The sequence below is a fragment of the Moorena sp. SIO4A5 genome (assembly GCF_010672005.1).
Classification (GTDB): domain Bacteria; phylum Cyanobacteriota; class Cyanobacteriia; order Cyanobacteriales; family Coleofasciculaceae; genus Moorena.
This window is the reverse complement of record NZ_JAAHHZ010000079.1, coordinates 14,402-31,952: the sequence shown is the minus strand read 5'-3', so window position 1 is coordinate 31,952 and position 17,551 is coordinate 14,402. Positions and strand designations below refer to the sequence as shown.

Annotated in this window: 7 protein-coding genes; 3 read left to right on the top strand and 4 right to left on the bottom strand. The window is 47.1% G+C overall.

The window, feature by feature from the left end; genetic code table 11:
* Window positions 1-475: 475 nt before the first annotated feature.
* Window positions 476-1,810, bottom strand: a complete 1,335-nt coding sequence (locus F6K57_RS22310) for a glutamine synthetase family protein (protein WP_293017297.1) — start codon at window positions 1,808-1,810, stop codon at window positions 476-478.
* Between the two features lie 400 nt (window positions 1,811-2,210).
* On the opposite strand from F6K57_RS22310, the gene F6K57_RS22305 reads away from it, so the two are divergent.
* The 3 genes from F6K57_RS22305 (at window position 2,211) to F6K57_RS22295 (ending at window position 4,592) form a co-directional block, all read left to right on the top strand.
* A complete protein-coding gene (locus F6K57_RS22305) occupies window positions 2,211-2,642 on the top strand; it encodes a RidA family protein (protein ID WP_293017298.1) in 432 nt (143 codons plus the stop codon).
* A 636-nt stretch (window positions 2,643-3,278) separates the two neighbouring features.
* Window positions 3,279-3,887 (top strand): MFS transporter, encoded by a 609-nt coding sequence (locus tag F6K57_RS22300; RefSeq protein ID WP_293017299.1) that lies wholly within the window; start codon window positions 3,279-3,281, stop codon window positions 3,885-3,887.
* Between the two features lie 27 nt (window positions 3,888-3,914).
* Window positions 3,915-4,592, top strand: a complete 678-nt coding sequence (locus tag F6K57_RS22295) for a hypothetical protein (RefSeq protein WP_293037912.1) — start codon at window positions 3,915-3,917, stop codon at window positions 4,590-4,592.
* A gap of 127 nt (window positions 4,593-4,719) precedes the next feature.
* On the opposite strand, the gene F6K57_RS22290 is transcribed toward F6K57_RS22295, so the two are convergent.
* The 3 genes from F6K57_RS22290 to F6K57_RS22280 form a co-directional block, all read right to left on the bottom strand.
* On the bottom strand, window positions 4,720-6,105 hold the full coding sequence (locus tag F6K57_RS22290; RefSeq protein WP_293017301.1) for a condensation domain-containing protein: 1,386 nt from the start codon (window positions 6,103-6,105) through the stop codon (window positions 4,720-4,722).
* Between the two features lie 153 nt (window positions 6,106-6,258).
* The gene (locus tag F6K57_RS22285) at window positions 6,259-10,749 is read right to left on the bottom strand and encodes a KR domain-containing protein (protein ID WP_293070704.1); all 4,491 of its coding nucleotides are present in this window, start codon (window positions 10,747-10,749) and stop codon (window positions 6,259-6,261) included.
* On the bottom strand, window positions 10,701-17,534 hold the full coding sequence (locus tag F6K57_RS22280; RefSeq protein WP_293017303.1) for an aminotransferase class III-fold pyridoxal phosphate-dependent enzyme: 6,834 nt from the start codon (window positions 17,532-17,534) through the stop codon (window positions 10,701-10,703). Before F6K57_RS22280 ends, F6K57_RS22285 begins: the two co-directional genes overlap by 49 nt.
* Window positions 17,535-17,551 lie beyond the last annotated feature (17 nt).

Genomic DNA, 17,551 nt, shown 5'->3' with positions numbered 1-17,551 from the left:
ACAAAAAAAGCTGAGTGAATTGGAGTTAGGAATAAGCGGAATCAGGGGGACACAACAGGCATCATACAAAGTGAAACGTTACCCTCTTGCCAATTAAAGATAGGGACGGTTGCGATTAGATCAAGTGTAAGCATTCAGCCGTCAGCTATCAGCGTGTCGCGTATCAGCTAATGGGCTACGCCCACGCTACACCGAACAGCTAAAGGTCTGTGGCCACGCTACGCGAACAGTTTATGCCCATAGCTTAGGCTACTAATGGTGCTTGTGAATAAAATAAGCTGACGGCTGACGGCTGATAGCTGAATGCTTACGATCAAGTGGGATTTTTTATCCTATCACGTCCCCTTTCTAATTTAAAATATAAACAAGTATGCCTAAGCATTCAGCTATCAGCTTTAAGCTTCTGCTAGCTGTTCGGTGTAGCGTGCGCGTAGCGCATTAGCTGACGGCTGAATGCTTACCAATATCAATTGATTCAATATCGCTCTAATAAAAGCTCGACTTCCTCCTCCAACTCAAAATCTTTCATTGCCTCCCACTCGGCTTTCCTTACCGCTAGATAGGCTTGAGCCAATTCTACTCCTAAGGCATCCAAAAGTACTTGATCAGCACTTAAGTTACCAATCGCTTCCCCTAAATTAGTTGGCAATAACTCAATACCCCTCTGACTACGTTCTAATTCTGTCAAATGTCCTGGATCTACCGCTACGGCTTCTCCCAATTCCAAACTGTTACGAATTCCATCCAAGCCAGCCGCAATTACTGCTCCCAAGGCTAGATAAGGATTAGAAGAAGCATCAACAGTTTTCAGTTCAAAATTGGTTGGACTCTCACCGTCTGGGTTACTCGGTACCCTGACCGCAGCCTCTCGGTTATCGATTCCCCAACAACGGAACGCGCCACTCCAACAATGAGGGCGAATCCGTCGATAAGAATTAGTACTGGGTGTGGTTAGTGCCATTAAAGCAGGTAAATGGTGTAAAATTCCAGCAATAAACTGACAGGCGACTTTGGAAAGTCCCCCATCCCCTTCTGGATTGAGTAACAGGTTTTTGCCATCCCGCCATAGGCTGAGGTGGAGGTGACAACCATTACCAGCTTGGTCAGCTAGGATTTTGGGCAGAAATGAGGCAACCAGGTGATGTTGAAATGCGATCGCTTTTACTGTCTCCCGAAAGGCTATTTGTTGATCTGCCGCTGGTAGGGCTTGGGTGTATAGTATAGAAATTTCCTGTTGACCAGGACCACATTCTGGGTAATACTGCTCTACGGGCATGCCTTGCTCGACCAAGGCTTCAGCAATGTGGTCAATCACCTGCTGATGTTGATCCATTGCCAGCGTCGAGGCAAATACGGTATTGTCTACCGGTAGAATACCCTCAGGGGTTGGCTGCAGCAGGTAAAACTCATTTTCAAATGCAGCAACTACTTGTAAGCCCTCACTTTCCGCTTCTGCTACCATCCTTTTGAGGAAGTTTCGGGGACAATACGGCCATGGGCTACCATTGTTGACCATATCCCCAAACACACGGGCATGACCAGGAGCATAGGGTAAGGGGGTTAAGGTTTCCCAATCCGGTACTAAGCGGATTTCACCGATGGGTCCCAAGCCACTGCCTGGGACTGGGACATCATACATCACCGGTAGAGCTTGCTGGGCTGCTGAAATGCCCACACCGTGCTTGAGGTAGTCTGGTAAGGTTTTCCAGTGGACTGCTTTACCACGGATGATGTTAGCATTGTCGCACCAGAGGATACGCACAAATCGAATACCTAGTTCATCTATAGTGTTCAGGATTTTATTTTTCATTAAAAATTTTTTTTAAGTTATTAGTTTTTGTGGTTTTTAACTAGTAGCAAATATCCTCTCCAAAATCTAGACTCAGTATAGAATAATTAATAATTAATGGTTACTATTGTTACTAGTTAATGGTTACAGGACTTAAGCATAAACCCGGTTTCTTAATATAATTACTGGATATCAGCCTTTGATTTATAACCAGAAACCCGGTTTGAAGGGTCTTGGTGCGTTAGTGCTGATTACTGATACTACTGATAATGAGGTGCATTGATGACATAGCACTTTCTTGCCCCTCATCCTACTAATACCACTATTACCCATCATCCCCCTATTCTTGACCTCCTTACTACCAAGGTCAAGACGTATCGGTCAGGGATAAAGCTGAGATGGGAATGCTCAAACTGCTATCTTGGAATGTGTCAACTTGTCCATCCTGGAACGACTGAAGACTATGACACGAAAGATTATCCGTACCCCCAATGCCCCAGCACCCGTAGGACCATACAATCAAGCGATCGCAGTCAGCGGTCAAATGATTTTTGTCGCTGGTCAAATTCCCCTTGACCCTAGCACCGGTGAGATTGTTGGTGGTAATGATGTCGCCAAGCAGACAGAACAGGTAATGGCTAATCTTGAAGCTATCCTAGTCGCTGCTGGAGCTAAAATCCCGGACATAGTCAAAACCACGGTATTTCTGGCAGATATGAATGATTTTGCCACAGTAAATCAGATCTATGCCAAATACTTTAACGAGGAAGAGGCTCCAGCTCGTGCCTGTGTTGAGGTTTCCCGACTACCTAAGGATGTTTTAGTCGAGATTGAATGTATTGCTGTGATTTAGGGCTTGTCTGTCTTAATCTATACAGAAAAATCAATGGTATTTATCTAATCGATTCGATATTGAATTTGGAATTTGGCGATCGCTCAGTAATCATGCCTATAATCATGCCCATTTGCGAAACGAGCTCTCTGGGAGATCGCTACCCAAATACCTTGGAGAATTTACTTTGCAGACAAGCCCTATTCTCTATGCAGTTTCCTTCATTATGGAGAGATTTTATAGTCCGAATTGCAATTGTAAAAACTTAGTTTTGTCAAGTACAATTTATACCAAATCACTGGGATTACCCTAACATTTATAACCGTCGCAGTGATCCCATAACTATCTCTTTCTCTAACTACAGAGCCTACCCCATCACCCTTAGCGAAAGTGGACTGAGCGCTTTCAGAGAAATAAATTGACGGATTAGAAGAAGTCGTTAAACCTCAAGGGGTGGAAATCACAGGTACGATTTTTGACATCAAAAATGACAAGAGTAAGTTTGTGTCGAAAAATCAACCATGGTTGATTTTTTTTTGCTCATGATTCTTATTTTAATTTATGTAAATCTTAATACTACATATGGAAGTGGGTAATGTGGGTTATAACAATCAACAATTCTGGATTAAAATACAATCCATACACAGGATGGAAACCATGAGATATTTCATTTTGATTTGGCTCGGGCAATTAGTTTCCCTAATAGGCTCTGGGCTAACGCGCTTCGCCTTAGGAGTCTGGGTTTATCAAAGTACGCAGTCTGTCACATTGTTTACCCTAATCACTCTATGCAATACACTTCCGTTGATTGTAATTACTCCTCTAGCAGGCTCTCTTGTAGATCGCTGGCCCCGCCGTTGGGTGATGATTCTCAGCGATTCTGGTAATTGTATTTGTACCTTAGGAATTGCAATTCTGCTTGTAAACAACAGCTTGAGCATTTATTATGTTTACCTTTTAACAGCAATAAACTGTGTACTCAATACATTTCAGTGGCCTGCCTATGCGGCAGCCACAACTCTTTTGGTTCCCCACGATCAGCTCAGTCGAGCCAGCGGTATGACCCAGGTAGCAGAAGCGATCGGACAGCTGTTTTGCCCTGTATTAGCTGCGGTATTGCTGGTTAGTATTGGACTACAGGGGATTATTGCCATTGACTTGATTACGTTTAGTTTTGCTTTGCTAACGTTGCTGCTGGTTCGCTTTCCAGAACCCAAGAACGTCGATTTGAGTTTAAATATTAGCATTAAAGCTTTGCTTGGGTAATTTTTTAATGGCTGGAATTATATAGCCATGCGACCAGGGTTATTAAGCCTGCTTGTTTTTTTTGCCACCTGTAATTTTTTGATTGGCTTTATTGCAGTTTTGTTTGCGCCTCTAGTTTTATCCTTGTTCTCAACGGTCGCCTTTGGTTGGATCGAATCCATTGGGGGAATGGGAATGGTGTTAGGTAGTTTGACATTGATTGTCTGGTCGGGAACAAAACGATATATCGATACTATGTTCGTGCTATTTTTGGCGCTCGCTTTATCTGTAATTGTAACGGGATGCCATAGTTCAATTCTTTTGCTGGCGATCGCGAATTTTGCGCTTTATTTCTGTGCGCCAATTATCTTTAGTTGCAGTCAGGTCATTTGGCAACAAAAGGTTCCCCCTGAACTCCAGGGAAGGGTATTTGCGCTAAGACGTATGGTAGCCCGTTCCTGTATTCCTCTGGCCGCCCTTATAGCAGGTCCTTTAGACGAACTTGTCTTTGAACCCCTTATGGCGGTTAATGGACAATTAGCCAATAGCCTCGGTAAAATTATAGGTACTGGAACTGGCCGAGGTATTGACTTGATTTTTATTGTGGTGGGGATCTTGATTGTGATGATAACCATTGGCGCTTATCAGTATCCGCGATTGCGGTTTATTGAAGATGAACTTCCCGATGCGATCCCCACCCCCGAATCCGCTACTGGTTCAGCCTAATTAACTTGAATCAGCTCAATCCCTTACCAATTAAAGGCTTGAATGATTTTTACCCCATCGTATCAAACTGACGGTGTAAAGCTTTCGAGCTTCCATTGAACTGGATGCTCTCCAGTGCCCCGAATCCTCACTTTTCTGATAAACAAGCATCTGGCTGAGCAATCATTTGTTGGAGTACCTGCTGGAATTTGCTGATGATTTGTTCGACCATCACCGAATCAAAACGCGCACTGCCGTAAAAAAAGGTTCCACTCAGTCCCCCATGCTCCGCTGATGTTGAGGAGAGATGGGTTTTGGTATTTTCCCAGAGGTGCAGTCCTAGTTCGTAGCGACTGGTTTTGATGGGGTACTTCAATGACTCCATCTCTAAATTGGGGAAGGCGAGGGGTTTGAGGCTAAATCCGTGGTACGCCAGCAGGAAGTGGGCAAGGGGATTGCGGGCATCGGGTTCTGGAAACGGCAGATCGGGGAGCAGTTGGTTAAAAGGAACCTGGGGGTGGGCATAGGCTTGAACAGTCACCGCTCGAATTCGGGACAAAATAGTGCGGTAGGTTGGGTTTCCTCGCAAATCAATGGGGAGTACAAGAACGTTTACTAAAAGTCCCATCAAGCCCTCCAGGTCGCTCCGATCCCGATTGGCTGTTGGTGTGGCAATTACCAGCTTCTCAACTTGAAAATAACGATGAAGACAAATGCTAAATACTGCTAACAGCACCATAAATAGCGTTACCCGTTGGCTTTGGGCGAAGGTTTGGAGAGCGATTGTTTGAGTCCTATCAATGCGAACATCAAGGCTACCTCCATTATGACTGTTGTTAAGGTCTCGATTCCGCACAGGAGGCAAGGTCAAATCAGGCAGATTCTGAAACGTCCGCCGCCAATAAGCTGTAGCTTCAGCCAGACGAGTACCCTTGAACTCAGAGGTCAGTTCCCGAACAAAGTCCTGATAGCGCAGCCCCAATGGCGATAAAGGAGCTGGAAGCCCCTTACAAAATGCATCATAAACTTGACTTAACTCCTCGTAAAAAATTCCCATGGACCACCCATCAACAATAATGTTATGTAGATTGAATAAAACAATCCAGTCATGGGAAGATAGCCGCAATAATAGCGTCCGAAATAACGGACCGCAGGACAAATCAAAAGGAGTTTCCAGTTCCTGTACCAAATAATTTTGGGACAAAGATTGGCGCTGTGAAGGCGGAAAAGATTCCAAGTCCAGAACGGTCAGCGCCGCCTTCATAGAAGTGAGCACCTGCAAAACCTGCTGCTGTACCACAGTAAAAGTTATCCTCAGAACTTCCTGTCGCTCCACCAGATAATCCAAAGAACGGCGAAAAGCCACAAGATTCAGTTCACCACGAAATCGAATCGCCCCAGGGATAATATATACAGGTCGCCCCTTGCAGCCCTGTTCCATCCGCCATAATCTTTCCTGTGCCGGAGTAAGGGGCAAAAATTTTTTCTGTTCTCGTTTCAATAAGTTGAGCAACCGTTCTCTTTTATCATCCATAATTAAGCTAACACGCATCTAAATTGAAGGCTACCAACTTAAGCCGGGACAGCCAATGGTGCAAGGCTTCCAGCTCTCAGGGATAGAGGCCATTCCCTAGGCCGAATTTGTCCCTGGTTACGTTGGTAGCCTGACAGCTTACCACCGCTTCCCCTAACTCAACCGACCGAGCATGGCTTCCACTTCCTCATCGCTGAGGTTGTAAACCTGCTGACGCAGAAACATTTCCTCAACATCCTGGCTCTGGTTTGGAGGTTGATCAATTACGGGCTTATTCTGGGTTTGAATGGCCTTCGCTAATTCTGCGGCTGTGGAATAGTCAAACAGAGCATCGGGACCCAAATCGACACCAAAAATATCTCGAATGCGGGACGTCACCATAATTGCTTGCAAAGAATCACCATTGAGTTCGAAGAAGTCGTCCTCAAGTCCAATATTCTTCACCCCAAGCACTTGACAAAATATCTCAACCACTTTTGCTCCGGTATCCGCTGAAATCCCTTGTTGGGATTCAAACGAACCTTGGACCGTCTCAGTTCCCTCCACTCTGTGAGATTGCCATTGGGCTGCCGTAAATTCCCGCAGTTCAGGCAAAGCGCTTTCCTTGAAACGCACCATTGTCTTCGCTTTGTTCTGGGCCCGAACCCCGGCAAAATCCTGGGTAGACACTAGAACCTGGGGTAAGGATTGGTTGAGGATGCGTCGGAAGGCTTCAGCTCCTTCAACTCCACTCATCCCCTGACGCAGCTCAGGATGAAGATCTGGAGGGGCAACGGGACTTGATGAAGTCTCGTAAACTTCAGCGGTCACTTTCTTCAAGGTAAAACCTTCAATGCTGGCACAAGTCGCACCCGTAGAATCTAGCAACAAAATGTCCACAGAGAGAGTTGCCGCACCCGATTGGCCCTTATCTAAATAACGGGCATAGGCTGTTATTTGCTGGGGCAGGGGGTGATAGAGTCGCAGTTTCTTATAGCTAAAGGGCAAATAAAAAGCCTCAGGAGTCGAAGCAAAGCTCGTCGCCAAATCCAACATGGCCGGATGGAGATGGTAATGCTCCAAATCCTTTTTATATTCGTCGGGCAAGATAACTTCTGTCAAGGCTTGGTTCTGCCCAACAAAGATATTCGACATTGATTTGTACCAACGCGGACCCACACAAACATCACCAAAACATTTTAGTTCCTTTATGCTTGCCGCAACTCCCATCTCTCTGGGCCGCTCCTGAGTAAGAGACCGCTTTAAAGCTTCCAGATTATATGCTATGGTTTTGTTATCCTCTGGCAATAGGGTAACCAGATTTCCCCGAGCATTTTCATACCAACCTGTCTCGGGCTCCAAACTAAAGATAGTGAAGTCGCAAGCCGTTTCCCTTTCTTCAAGGACAATTCTTACTTCCTTGTGGGTAGATTCGGGAACTAATAGGGGTTCCAGGAAATAAACCCCCCGCAGCTCCACGCTGGTGCAGGGTTGCCAATCCTGATAAGCTGCCCGAGCAAGCTCCAGAAAACCGGTACCCGGCACTAGGGGGCGATCGCCCAATCGGTGTTCGGCCACAATCCAATGGCGTTGGGTGGAAAGCCTAGCATGATAAACTCTTCGCCCAGGTCCAGCATCTACGCAATATTCAAAGAGGGGATGGTTAACCCAGGTTTGGCGAGGTGCCGCAATGCTCGAATCCATCAGCAGGCGCATGGCAGCCCCCGCTTCGCTCCAAATCCCCCAGTTTATAGAACAAACAAAAGTATCGCTCTGTGAGTTCATTCGATGGGCAAAAACATCCTGAAAAGCATTAGCTGCACAGTAGTCTGCTTGCGCATAAAGCCCAATGGTAGAAGCAAGAGAAGAACTCATGACGAAGAAATCTCGCTGGGGATTATCGGTCAATTCAAACAGAAACTGAGTTCCCCATACCTTAGGTTGAAACACCCGATGGGTCTTTTCCGGGGTTTCCAGCTGCATCAAGCCATCGTCCAGAACCATAGCGCAATTGATGACTCCATTGATGGCACCGAAGTGAGTTTCAACTGCGGCAATTTGGGTTTTGAGAGCATCGCGATCGCCGATATCGGCGGTCAAAACCTGCACCTGGCCTCCAAGCTGCTCGATCTCCAGAAGGCGACGTATACGATGGCGGGTAATTTCTTCTGGATCTGCCTCCCGATCCCAGGCTTCCCCAGCTCGCGCGGGAGACTGGGCTATAATCAGGGCTGTATCGGTTGCGGCTTGGTTCTTGGAATCTTGAGGTAAGCTTTCCACCAGAGCGAATCCTTGCTCCCTCAAAAGAGTTTCCCAAGTGGATTGGCTTAAGAGAGGCGAACGCTGACGAAGATGCCGATCTTCAAACTGCCACCAGCCTTTGGACAAACCCCAAACCATATCTACCCAAGGTGGGGTGTGAGTGGCCTCCACTAGTACGAGGGTTCCACTAGGAACCAGGAGGGACTGGAGATTGAAGAGGGTACTCTCAATCTGAGGGGTTGCATGAACCACATTGAGGGCCAAAATTATGTCAAAATGACCTAATTTAAAGCCCCAATCCAGAGGATTGTCAGAAATATCAAACACCTTAGTTTCGATGAAATCAAATCCCCATTCTTGGCTGCGTTGTTTGAGCTGTTCTACGAAGGTAGGACTGATATCCGTAGCCCAGTACTCGCACTCAACCCCCTCTAACTGCTTCAAAGCTGAGGCTACTACCTCGGTAAGCAAGCCATTGCCTGCACCCACTTCGAGAATGCGTAGAGGACGCCCTTGCTGCTGGGAAGCCAGCTTGGCTACCAATTCTGCTGCCACCTGACGATAGATGGGTTCCCTACTGTGTTCAATGGTGTTTTCCATGGTTTTGGCTAAAAAGTCGGAGCGTCCTTCAGGGTAAAGCACGCTAATAGCCGGAATCTTTCCAGTCAAGGCAGCAGAGTAATGGATCGCACAATGGTCTAAGAGTTCAACCAAACCCCGAAAATCTGGATAATGACGACGCAGGTTTGCACTTAGCTCTTCGGGTTCCTTGACCCGATCTGCCTTAGCTCCGAGGTAATAGAGACCATCCTTATAGCTAATAATTTCTGCTGCCATTAGTAAGTCGAGGATATAAAGAACGCATCCCTCTAACTCCGGCAAAACCCTTAGGCTTTCCAAAATAGCTTTATACGAAAGACTTTGGGAAGAATCGGTTTGTACAAAGGCAGTCTTTACATAATTGAACCCATGGGCGCAGCACAAGTCCGTTAATTTTTCGGTCAATCCTGGATAATCGGAGATTGCTGCAATAGCTAGTTGATCAGAAAGCTTAGCTTCAACCTTTCGCAATTCCTCAATCGAGGAACTTAAATCCGGCAACCGCTTCTGCTTCAAAATTCCTTCCCAGGAATCCCGATCAGGAAATGACGAGCGGGTGAGGAGAGCAATTTTCCCTGCGTAGTACTTTGCCAGGAAGGTAGCCAGGGTAAGTCCAACTCCCCCTAGTCCTCCTGCAATCAGGTAAACCCCACCCTGTCTCAGTCGGGGTTCGGTTCGATCGTTGCTGCTCTCTGGGAGCTGCAGCGATTTGTAGGTTCGTGCCAACCGAGTTTCTTCCCGATAGGCAATGACTGCATCCTCCTCAGGGGCAACCGCTTCCGCCAAAATCCGATCGAGAAGGTTTTGTCTCTGAAGTTGGTTTTTTGGTAGCTCTATATCAAGACTGCGGCAGTTGATTTTGGCATATTCTTGGGGAATGACTAGGGCAGGACCAAGAAGAAGTGCTTTAGCTGGACAAGGTAGATCGCTTGGTTCAATTCCATGAAGATTTGTGGATATAATAGTTAAATTTGCTGTTGCTTGGGGACCTAATGCTTGTACCAAAAAAAGGAGGGAGTTAAAGACAACCTCTGGGTTGGGTTCTGTTTCAGGAGCAGTAACAGACCCAAAGTGGCAAATCTGTTGAGGGGTGCTATGACGTTGCTCCAAAATTTGGAACAGATCCCGATAGTGTTGGGCTCTATCGGGGTTCAGGCAATAGTCCCAATCTGAGAGGGCTTTAAATTCAGCACCTGGTTGAAGTTTTACCGTAGCCACCCCGATTTCAGCTTCCCGCAGATATCGGGCGAAACCCTCTCCAATGCTGCAATCATCCAAAAACAGCAACCAGAACTCTCCCCGTTGGGCGATGGTAGCAGGGCTAACAGGGGCTAAGGGCAGCTTCTGCTCCCAGTGAGGCCGATAGAACCATCCTCCCAGATCAGGCTGTTTGGATAGGGGGAAAGGGGTAATCGGTTTTGCTATGGGAGTAGGAACCGATTTAGCAACAATCGGACCAGCCGGTTTAGCCCAATAGCGTTGGCGATCGAAGGGATAGGTGGGAAGAGGCACTCGCCTTGGGGCTGCGTCACCCTGGAAAGCAGCCCAATCAATGGAACTGCCTCCACACCAAGCCTGAGCCAGAATATGACCGATGACTTCTTCACTGTCCTGAGGAAGGCATCCGACGCTGAAAACCTCAATTCCAGGAGAGTCATCCACAAGAACCGTCGGTCCGAGATAAATCGGTAATTGTTCCGGGGTCAGGGAAAATTGGGAAGTTGCCTGAGAGGATGGCTGTTGACTCCAAGAGTTCAGTCCTCCTCTTGAGCCATAATGATTGCTTGAGATCGGTCGAGGCAAACTAGCTCTGGTGCCACGTTGTTCAATTTTGCAGGCAGCAGTTGCGAGGTTTTACTGTCAGTAATAATGATCTCAAGCTCTGTATCTTGCACGATAAAACGGATTCGGGCTGCTGGATCTTCTGGGTTGAGAGGAACATAGCATGCACCAGCCTTAAGAATTGCAAGTTGGGCAATAATGCTGTCGATTCCACGTTCAAGGTAGATCCCGATCGGCATTTCTGGTTTCACACCCAGGGTTTTCAAATATCGAGCCAGCTGATTGGCCTTGACGTTCAGTGCCTCGTAGGAAAGTATCTGTTGGCCATATATTAGTGCAACTGCTTCTGCTTTTTCTTTAGCTTTGATTTCAAATAATTCGTGGACTGTCTTCTCGCGTGGGTATGGAATCTGGAAATTGTTAAGCCCCGCACCTATCAGTTCCATCTGTTCAGACGCCTCTAGGATTGGCACCTGCTGAATACTTTGACTCGAATCGATGCTTAGAGATTGCAGCAGAGTTACAAAGTTATTTGTTAATCCCTCGATTGTTGATGACTTAAACAGATCGGTGTTGTAAACTATATAGCCAGTTAATCCATCTTCAACCTGGAACAAATGTATCTCCAGATCAAAGCGTGCAGTGTATTCTTCAAAGGTTTCCAATGCGACATTGAGACCTGGCAAGATTGGTGGCTCCATTGGCGCGTTCTGAAGAGCAAAAATTACTTGCACTAGCGGATTTTGGCTGCTGTCTCTTTCTGGGGCAAGAGCCTCAACCACTTGCTCAAAAGGAAAGTCCTGGCGTGCATAAGCTGAAAGCGAGACCTGGCGTACCTGTTGCAACAAATCTGTTAAAGTCATGTCTCCAGAAACGTGGCAACGAAGTATTAGCGTGTTGACGAAGAAGCCAATGAGATGCTCGATTTCACGGCGGTTGCGGTTGGCAATTGGTGTTGCAATGGCTAGGTCTTCCTGACCTGAGTATCGATAGAGCAGAAGGAAAAAGGCCGCTACCAAAGTCATGAAGAGAGTTACACCGTGATCACGACTTAGCCTTTGGAGAGATGTTGTTATCTCGGGCTTAAGGCCAAACTGCACCGCTTTACCAACAAAGCTTTGAACCGCTGGACGTGGATAATCTTTAGGCAATTGTAAGGGAACAAGTCCTGCTAATTGGTCTTTCCAGTAAGCCAGCTGACTCTCCCGTACCTTACCCTGTAGCCAGGCCTGCTGACCTACAGTGAAATCAGTGTAACGAATTGGCAGTTCAGGAAGGTGCAACGCCTCTGCTGTTGTAGCTGCATGGTAGTACTGACCAAGTTCGCGGTTAAACACCCCAATCGACCACCCGTCGGCTATGATATGATGCAGATTGACGAAGAAAATGCGTTCCTCATCTGTGAGTCGAACCAGTGTAAAGCGAAAAAGTGGTCCGTTGTTGAGATCGAAATGCCAGAGATATTCGGTCTTCGCTATCTCTACAATTTTTGTTTGGGTCTCACTATCCCCCATACCTGTGAGGTCAATAATGTTAAGCCCTACTTCCACCGATGTCTCTATCCTTTGCACTGGATAGCCATTGACAACAGGGAAACTGGTACGTAGCGATTCTTGACGCTCAACAATGGTATTTAGGGCATTTGCTAAGATCTCCTCATTAAGGAATCCTTCAATGCGATAGGCGATCGGAATGTTGTAAGCTGGGTTGCCCGGAGCGAAATTGTTAAGAAACCAAAGACGTCCTTGAGCAAAGGAGAGGGGTACATCGCCCTCTCGCGAAACGGGAAAAATCTGGGGTAGGACCTCGGCAGGAGCACGGCGCATAGCTGCGATCCGGTCACTCAGTTGTGCTATTGTTCGAGCTTCAAACAGAGCTGATAATTGCAGTTCGACCGAGAATACTTTACGAATACGAAAGATAGCTTGGGTTGCTCGGAGGGAGTGCCCGCCGATTTCAAAGAAGTCCTCATGCAAACTGACCGACTCTAACCCAAGCACTTCGCACCAGATCGCCTGAAGAATTTCCTGTTCAGGAGTGTTCAGTTTTGTTGCTAGAGGCTCTTGAGTTAACAGCATTTCGGCCTGTGAATCCTCTAAGATATTACCGATAGGGTTGCTGGGATAATCTGGGTCTAACGGTACGTAACCTCCATTTGCTTCGGGGGTGCGCTTGTCCTGGTGCTCAAACAACTGGTGGATGGACATATCCTGGGCATAGTCGGCATATGCGTCATTCCACTCCTTCAGCAATTCTCGACCTTCTGGTTCTGTGGAGAGAGGCAACTGTGACAGTGGTGCCTCTGGATTTGCGGCTGCGCCCAATAATAAAGTTTGGAAATGACCCAGCCAGAGCCGAATTGTTTGGGAGTCGAATAGATCGCTATTGTAATCGCACATCACAATCAGCTCGCTGTTTGTCTGAAAAATATCGAAAACCAGATCAAACTTAGCTCCCTTCCCATGATTCGGTGCCAATTCAACTTCCAGACCCCAAAATTCTGGATCGGCGCTAATTTTGTTTAAATTAAATGTAGTTCCAATTAGGGTAGTTCGACTCAGAACGCGCGGTAGCTGTAACTTTTGACTTAAGTCGATAAAAGGATAAATTTGATGGTCGTAACCATTCAAAAACACCTTTTTGACCGTACTAGCATAGTCTTTAAACTTCGGATCGGAACCCACCTTCACGCGCAATGGCAAGAGATCGGCACAGTGACCCACCATATATTCACAACCTGCAGACAGTTGTCCTGCTGTGGGAATGCCTACAACAATGTCGTTCTGATCGCTCAACCGATGTAGCAACAAGATAAATCCAGCTAGCAGCGTTGTAAACAGGGTGCATTGACATTGCCCACTCAGGCTTTTGAGGCGATCGCACAGAGATTTACCCAGTTTCAGAGTTTTGCGATCGCCCCTGTATCGATTGACCAATGGTCTCTGGCGATCGGTGGGCAAATCCAGTACAGGAACGGAATCAGCAAATTGCTGCAACCAATAAGCCTCCGCAGAGGCCATTTCCGGACTTTGCCGCCGAGCCTCAATCCGTCGAACGTACTTGCTATATTGCATGGGTTCCGGCAGATCGTAGGAAACCCCTTGGCACTGCGCTGAATAAATTACACCCAGTTCTCGAAACAAAATTTCCATGGACCAACCATCAACAACCAGGTGATGAAAAGTTAGAACCAAAATATGGTGTTCTTCCGAGAGCTTTACAACCAAAGGGCGGAACAAAGGACCGACTTCAAAATCAAAAGTTTTTCCGGCTTCTTGCACCAAAAACTGGGATACTTCTGGATCGCGCAAGTCATTATCTAAACCAGAAAAGTCCACCAGAGGAATATCTAAGCCCCCGCTCGGAGCAATCCGCTGGTAATCTCCCGTTGGGCTAAAAGTGCTTCTGAGGGCTTCGTGACGATTGACCAATTCCCTGACTGCCTTGCCCATCACCTCCAAATTCAACTGGCCCCGCAAGTGAATCACCATCGATTCGTTGTAAGCTTTGGATGCTCCCTCTGCTATTTTAGAGGCCATCCAGACTGCTTTTTGGGGTTCTGTAAGGGGTAGCTGAACCTCTTTTTTGTCTTCATCACTCGGCTTACTTAGCTTAGATGGCGAACTCGGTAAAAATCCCCCTGCTTGCATATCTTCTATACTTGCTTTTACCGCCCGAATAATCTGTTCGATATCTTCATCGGTATGAGCCGTAGACAAAAGCAGGTTGCGCACTTCCGCCACGTAAATCCCTCGCTCCAGCAAATGATAAAAAAGCAAATTCATCCAGAGGTGCTCCGGGTAAGTAAACCGGAACAATGACCCGAAATGAACTACCTGAATTGGCAACTGCTTTTCCCTGAAGTAATCATTGAGATGGTTGGCTAATTTCGTGGTTTTCTTTGTTAACTCCGCTTGCAGTTGGGGTCCTTGGTCTTTGATGTGGTTGAGAACTGCCCATACAACACTCATTACAAGGGGATTCTTGAAAAAGGTGCCTGCAAAAAACGTGACGTCTGGGGAGGGAGAAGACTGATCTCCATAACTCCAAAATCCACCGTCCAATGCGTCCATAAAACTAGCCTTACCAGCTACTGCTCCAATGGGCAGTCCAGCTCCCAAGGCCTTGCCATAGGCAGTAATATCAGCTTTAATCCCCCACAATGCCTGGATGCCGCCGGGGTGCATCCGAAAACCTGTAATTACCTCATCTATAATCAATGCAACTCCCGTTGAGAGGGTTAATTCTCTGAGCTGGTGCAGGAACTCTCGGGGTTGTAAATCCGGCTTACGACTCTGTACTGGCTCTACTAAAACAGCTGCCAACTCGTGGGCATGAGCTTTGATAATATCCAGAGATTTGGGATTTCCGTAGTCAAGCATTATGACTTGTTCTGCCTTATGCTTTGGAACTCCTAGAAAAGCTGGAATGGTACGGGATGTTCCGTCTTGATTATCTATTTTGCCGACCAACAGCTCGTCTGAATGTCCGTGATAAGAATTAGCAAAAAAAGCAATTTTAGTGCGTCCTGTAGTGGCTCTGGCTATCCTGATTGCTCCCATCACTGCTTCGGTGCCTGAGTTGCAAAAGCAAACCCGCTCTTGACCAGTTAGCTCGCACATTAACTCGGCAACTTTGCTTATAAGATGCGGTTGCGGACCATTTTGGAGCCCTCGTTGAATGTGCTCTTGGATAGCCTCGATAACAAAAGGTGGCGAATGACCAAATAAGAGCGGACCAAACCCCATGGTCAGGTCTATATACTCATTGCCATCAACATCCCAGATTCTCGCACCAGCTCCGCGCTGAATGTGGAGGGGATATATCATCTCCTTGATAGAGCTATCGAACCATTTGGCTGCCCTAGGATTAGCTAATACTTTACGAGCAGCTTGGGTCAATTGTTTTGATTCTTGGGTGCGTTGGACTACTCGAGCTATTAAGCCATCCAAATGTTGTTGCTGCTGGACAGTGAAGCCTGCACCTTCTGATTTCTTGGTTCCCTGTTTAGACACCAGCTTGGAGGAACTAGACCCACTTACTTGAGCCAGTATCACCACCTGTCCCAGGTTATCGTCTGCTTCAACATCTGGCAGTATCGCTACCGAACTAAAACCACTCTCCTGCAAAAGCTGCAGCCATTGCCTTTTATCGATCAGGGGGTGATCCGATCGCAGATCCACATCCGCAAATCGCCACCATCCCTTTAACAACCCAAATGTTAGGTCAACCCACCGTTGTCGATGGGTTCCCTCTAAAAGCACTAAGACTCCCCCTGGTGCTAACAACTGCCTCACATTCGCCAAGGTCTGCCTCATGTTCTGCGTGGCATGCAACACATTTGCTGCTATCACCACATCTTGGCAATGAGGCTCAAATCCCTGCAAGCTGGGGTCTTGTTCAATATCGAGAGCTTGATACTCCACAAACCGATAGTCCCCAAAACGCTCCTGAGCCAATGCAGTGAACAGATCTCCCACATCGGTAAAACAATATTGAGTTCGATCCTCTGGCAGATGGGGTAAGAGGTAACTGGTGGTGCCCCCTGTCCCAGCACCAATTTCCAAGATCCGCAGTTCCCTTTGCTGGGGAGCCCCTGCCACTGCCGTGGTTACCACCTGCTGCACTAGCTTGTTGAACACCTGAGCCCTTGGAGAATCTTGATACAGTTGGGTAGCGGTGCTCGTGTCCCAAGCAGGAAACATCAATTTCACCGGATCCACTGCTCCTCGCAACACTGAACTGAGCTGGGAGCCACAGCGATACAATAACTGCCATTCTGGCAGCTGCTGCAGAGCAGGACTATTCTGTAGGGCAGGGTCATCACACGTCGGCAACGGTTGCAGTACCTGCCATTGACCCTGATGTGGTTTGAGGATTCCTTCCGATGATAAAATCTGTAGCAATCGAACCAACAACCGCTGATGTTGGGGCACAACTCCCAACCGTTGAGCCACCGTAGCTAAACTAATAGACTCTCCCACCTGATAAGACCAACCCAGATTCCTTAGTGCTTGGATTATAAAGGTCAGACTCACCTGTTCCAGTTGTGGTACCAGTTGGGTGATGTAATGGTGTAACTTTTTGTTTTCCACCACCAGTTCCTGCACCTCGGGTTGCAAGCGAGTCGCTATAAAGGCTGGATTAGGTATAAAGTCAGGCGCTTCGACTAACCCTGCACCTTCTGATTTCTCGGTTTTTGGGGACAGTTTTATGCTCTCTGGACGACCCGTTTCCAACTCTAGGCTCTGCTTCTGTAGGCTCTTTTGTTTGTTGCTAGAGGGTTGGGAAGGCAGTCGTGCCTGAGTTGGGGTATTCCCCGAAGAACCGTTGCGTAGCAATTCTAGGTGTTTGGACATCAGCTGAAGCTGCTGGCTCACAACCCGTTCGATCGCCGTTTGAGAAGTTAATGGTCCGTGAGAAGTTAATGGCTCCGATATCTGTTTCGCTAGAGCCCTGCTAGCAGCACCGCCATTTTTACTTGGCTTCTCTTGTTTTTCTAAAGATAAAGACTCGGGTTTTGTCCGTGCCCAGGATAATCGCGTGGCTTCGGGCATTTTTTCGGCGATGTACTCAGACAAGTCATTGATAGTGGAATTATTCTCCAACATCGAGCGAAGTGAAATATTCACTCCTAGTTTTGCTTTAATTGCTCCTGCGATTTCTACAAAGGCAATCGACTCCAGTCCCATCTGGAAAATGTTGGCATGGGAGTCTAATTCCTCTGCGCTTTTACCCACAATTAAGGGGGCAAAAATTTCCTTAAGTATTGCCTGAATATCGCTTTTGAGATGTTGTTCTGACATGGCTTTAACTATTATTA

Excerpts from the sequence above, each read along its gene's own strand:
- F6K57_RS22290 (WP_293017301.1), bottom strand. The coding sequence starts at position 6,105 with ATGGATGATAAAAGAGAACGGTTGCTCAACTTATTGAAACGAGAACAG.
- F6K57_RS22295 (WP_293037912.1), top strand. The coding sequence starts at position 3,915 with ATGCGACCAGGGTTATTAAGCCTGCTTGTTTTTTTTGCCACCTGTAAT.
- F6K57_RS22310 (WP_293017297.1), bottom strand. The coding sequence starts at position 1,810 with ATGAAAAATAAAATCCTGAACACTATAGATGAACTAGGTATTCGATTT.
- F6K57_RS22300 (WP_293017299.1), top strand. The coding sequence starts at position 3,279 with ATGAGATATTTCATTTTGATTTGGCTCGGGCAATTAGTTTCCCTAATA.
- F6K57_RS22280 (WP_293017303.1), bottom strand. The coding sequence starts at position 17,534 with ATGTCAGAACAACATCTCAAAAGCGATATTCAGGCAATACTTAAGGAA.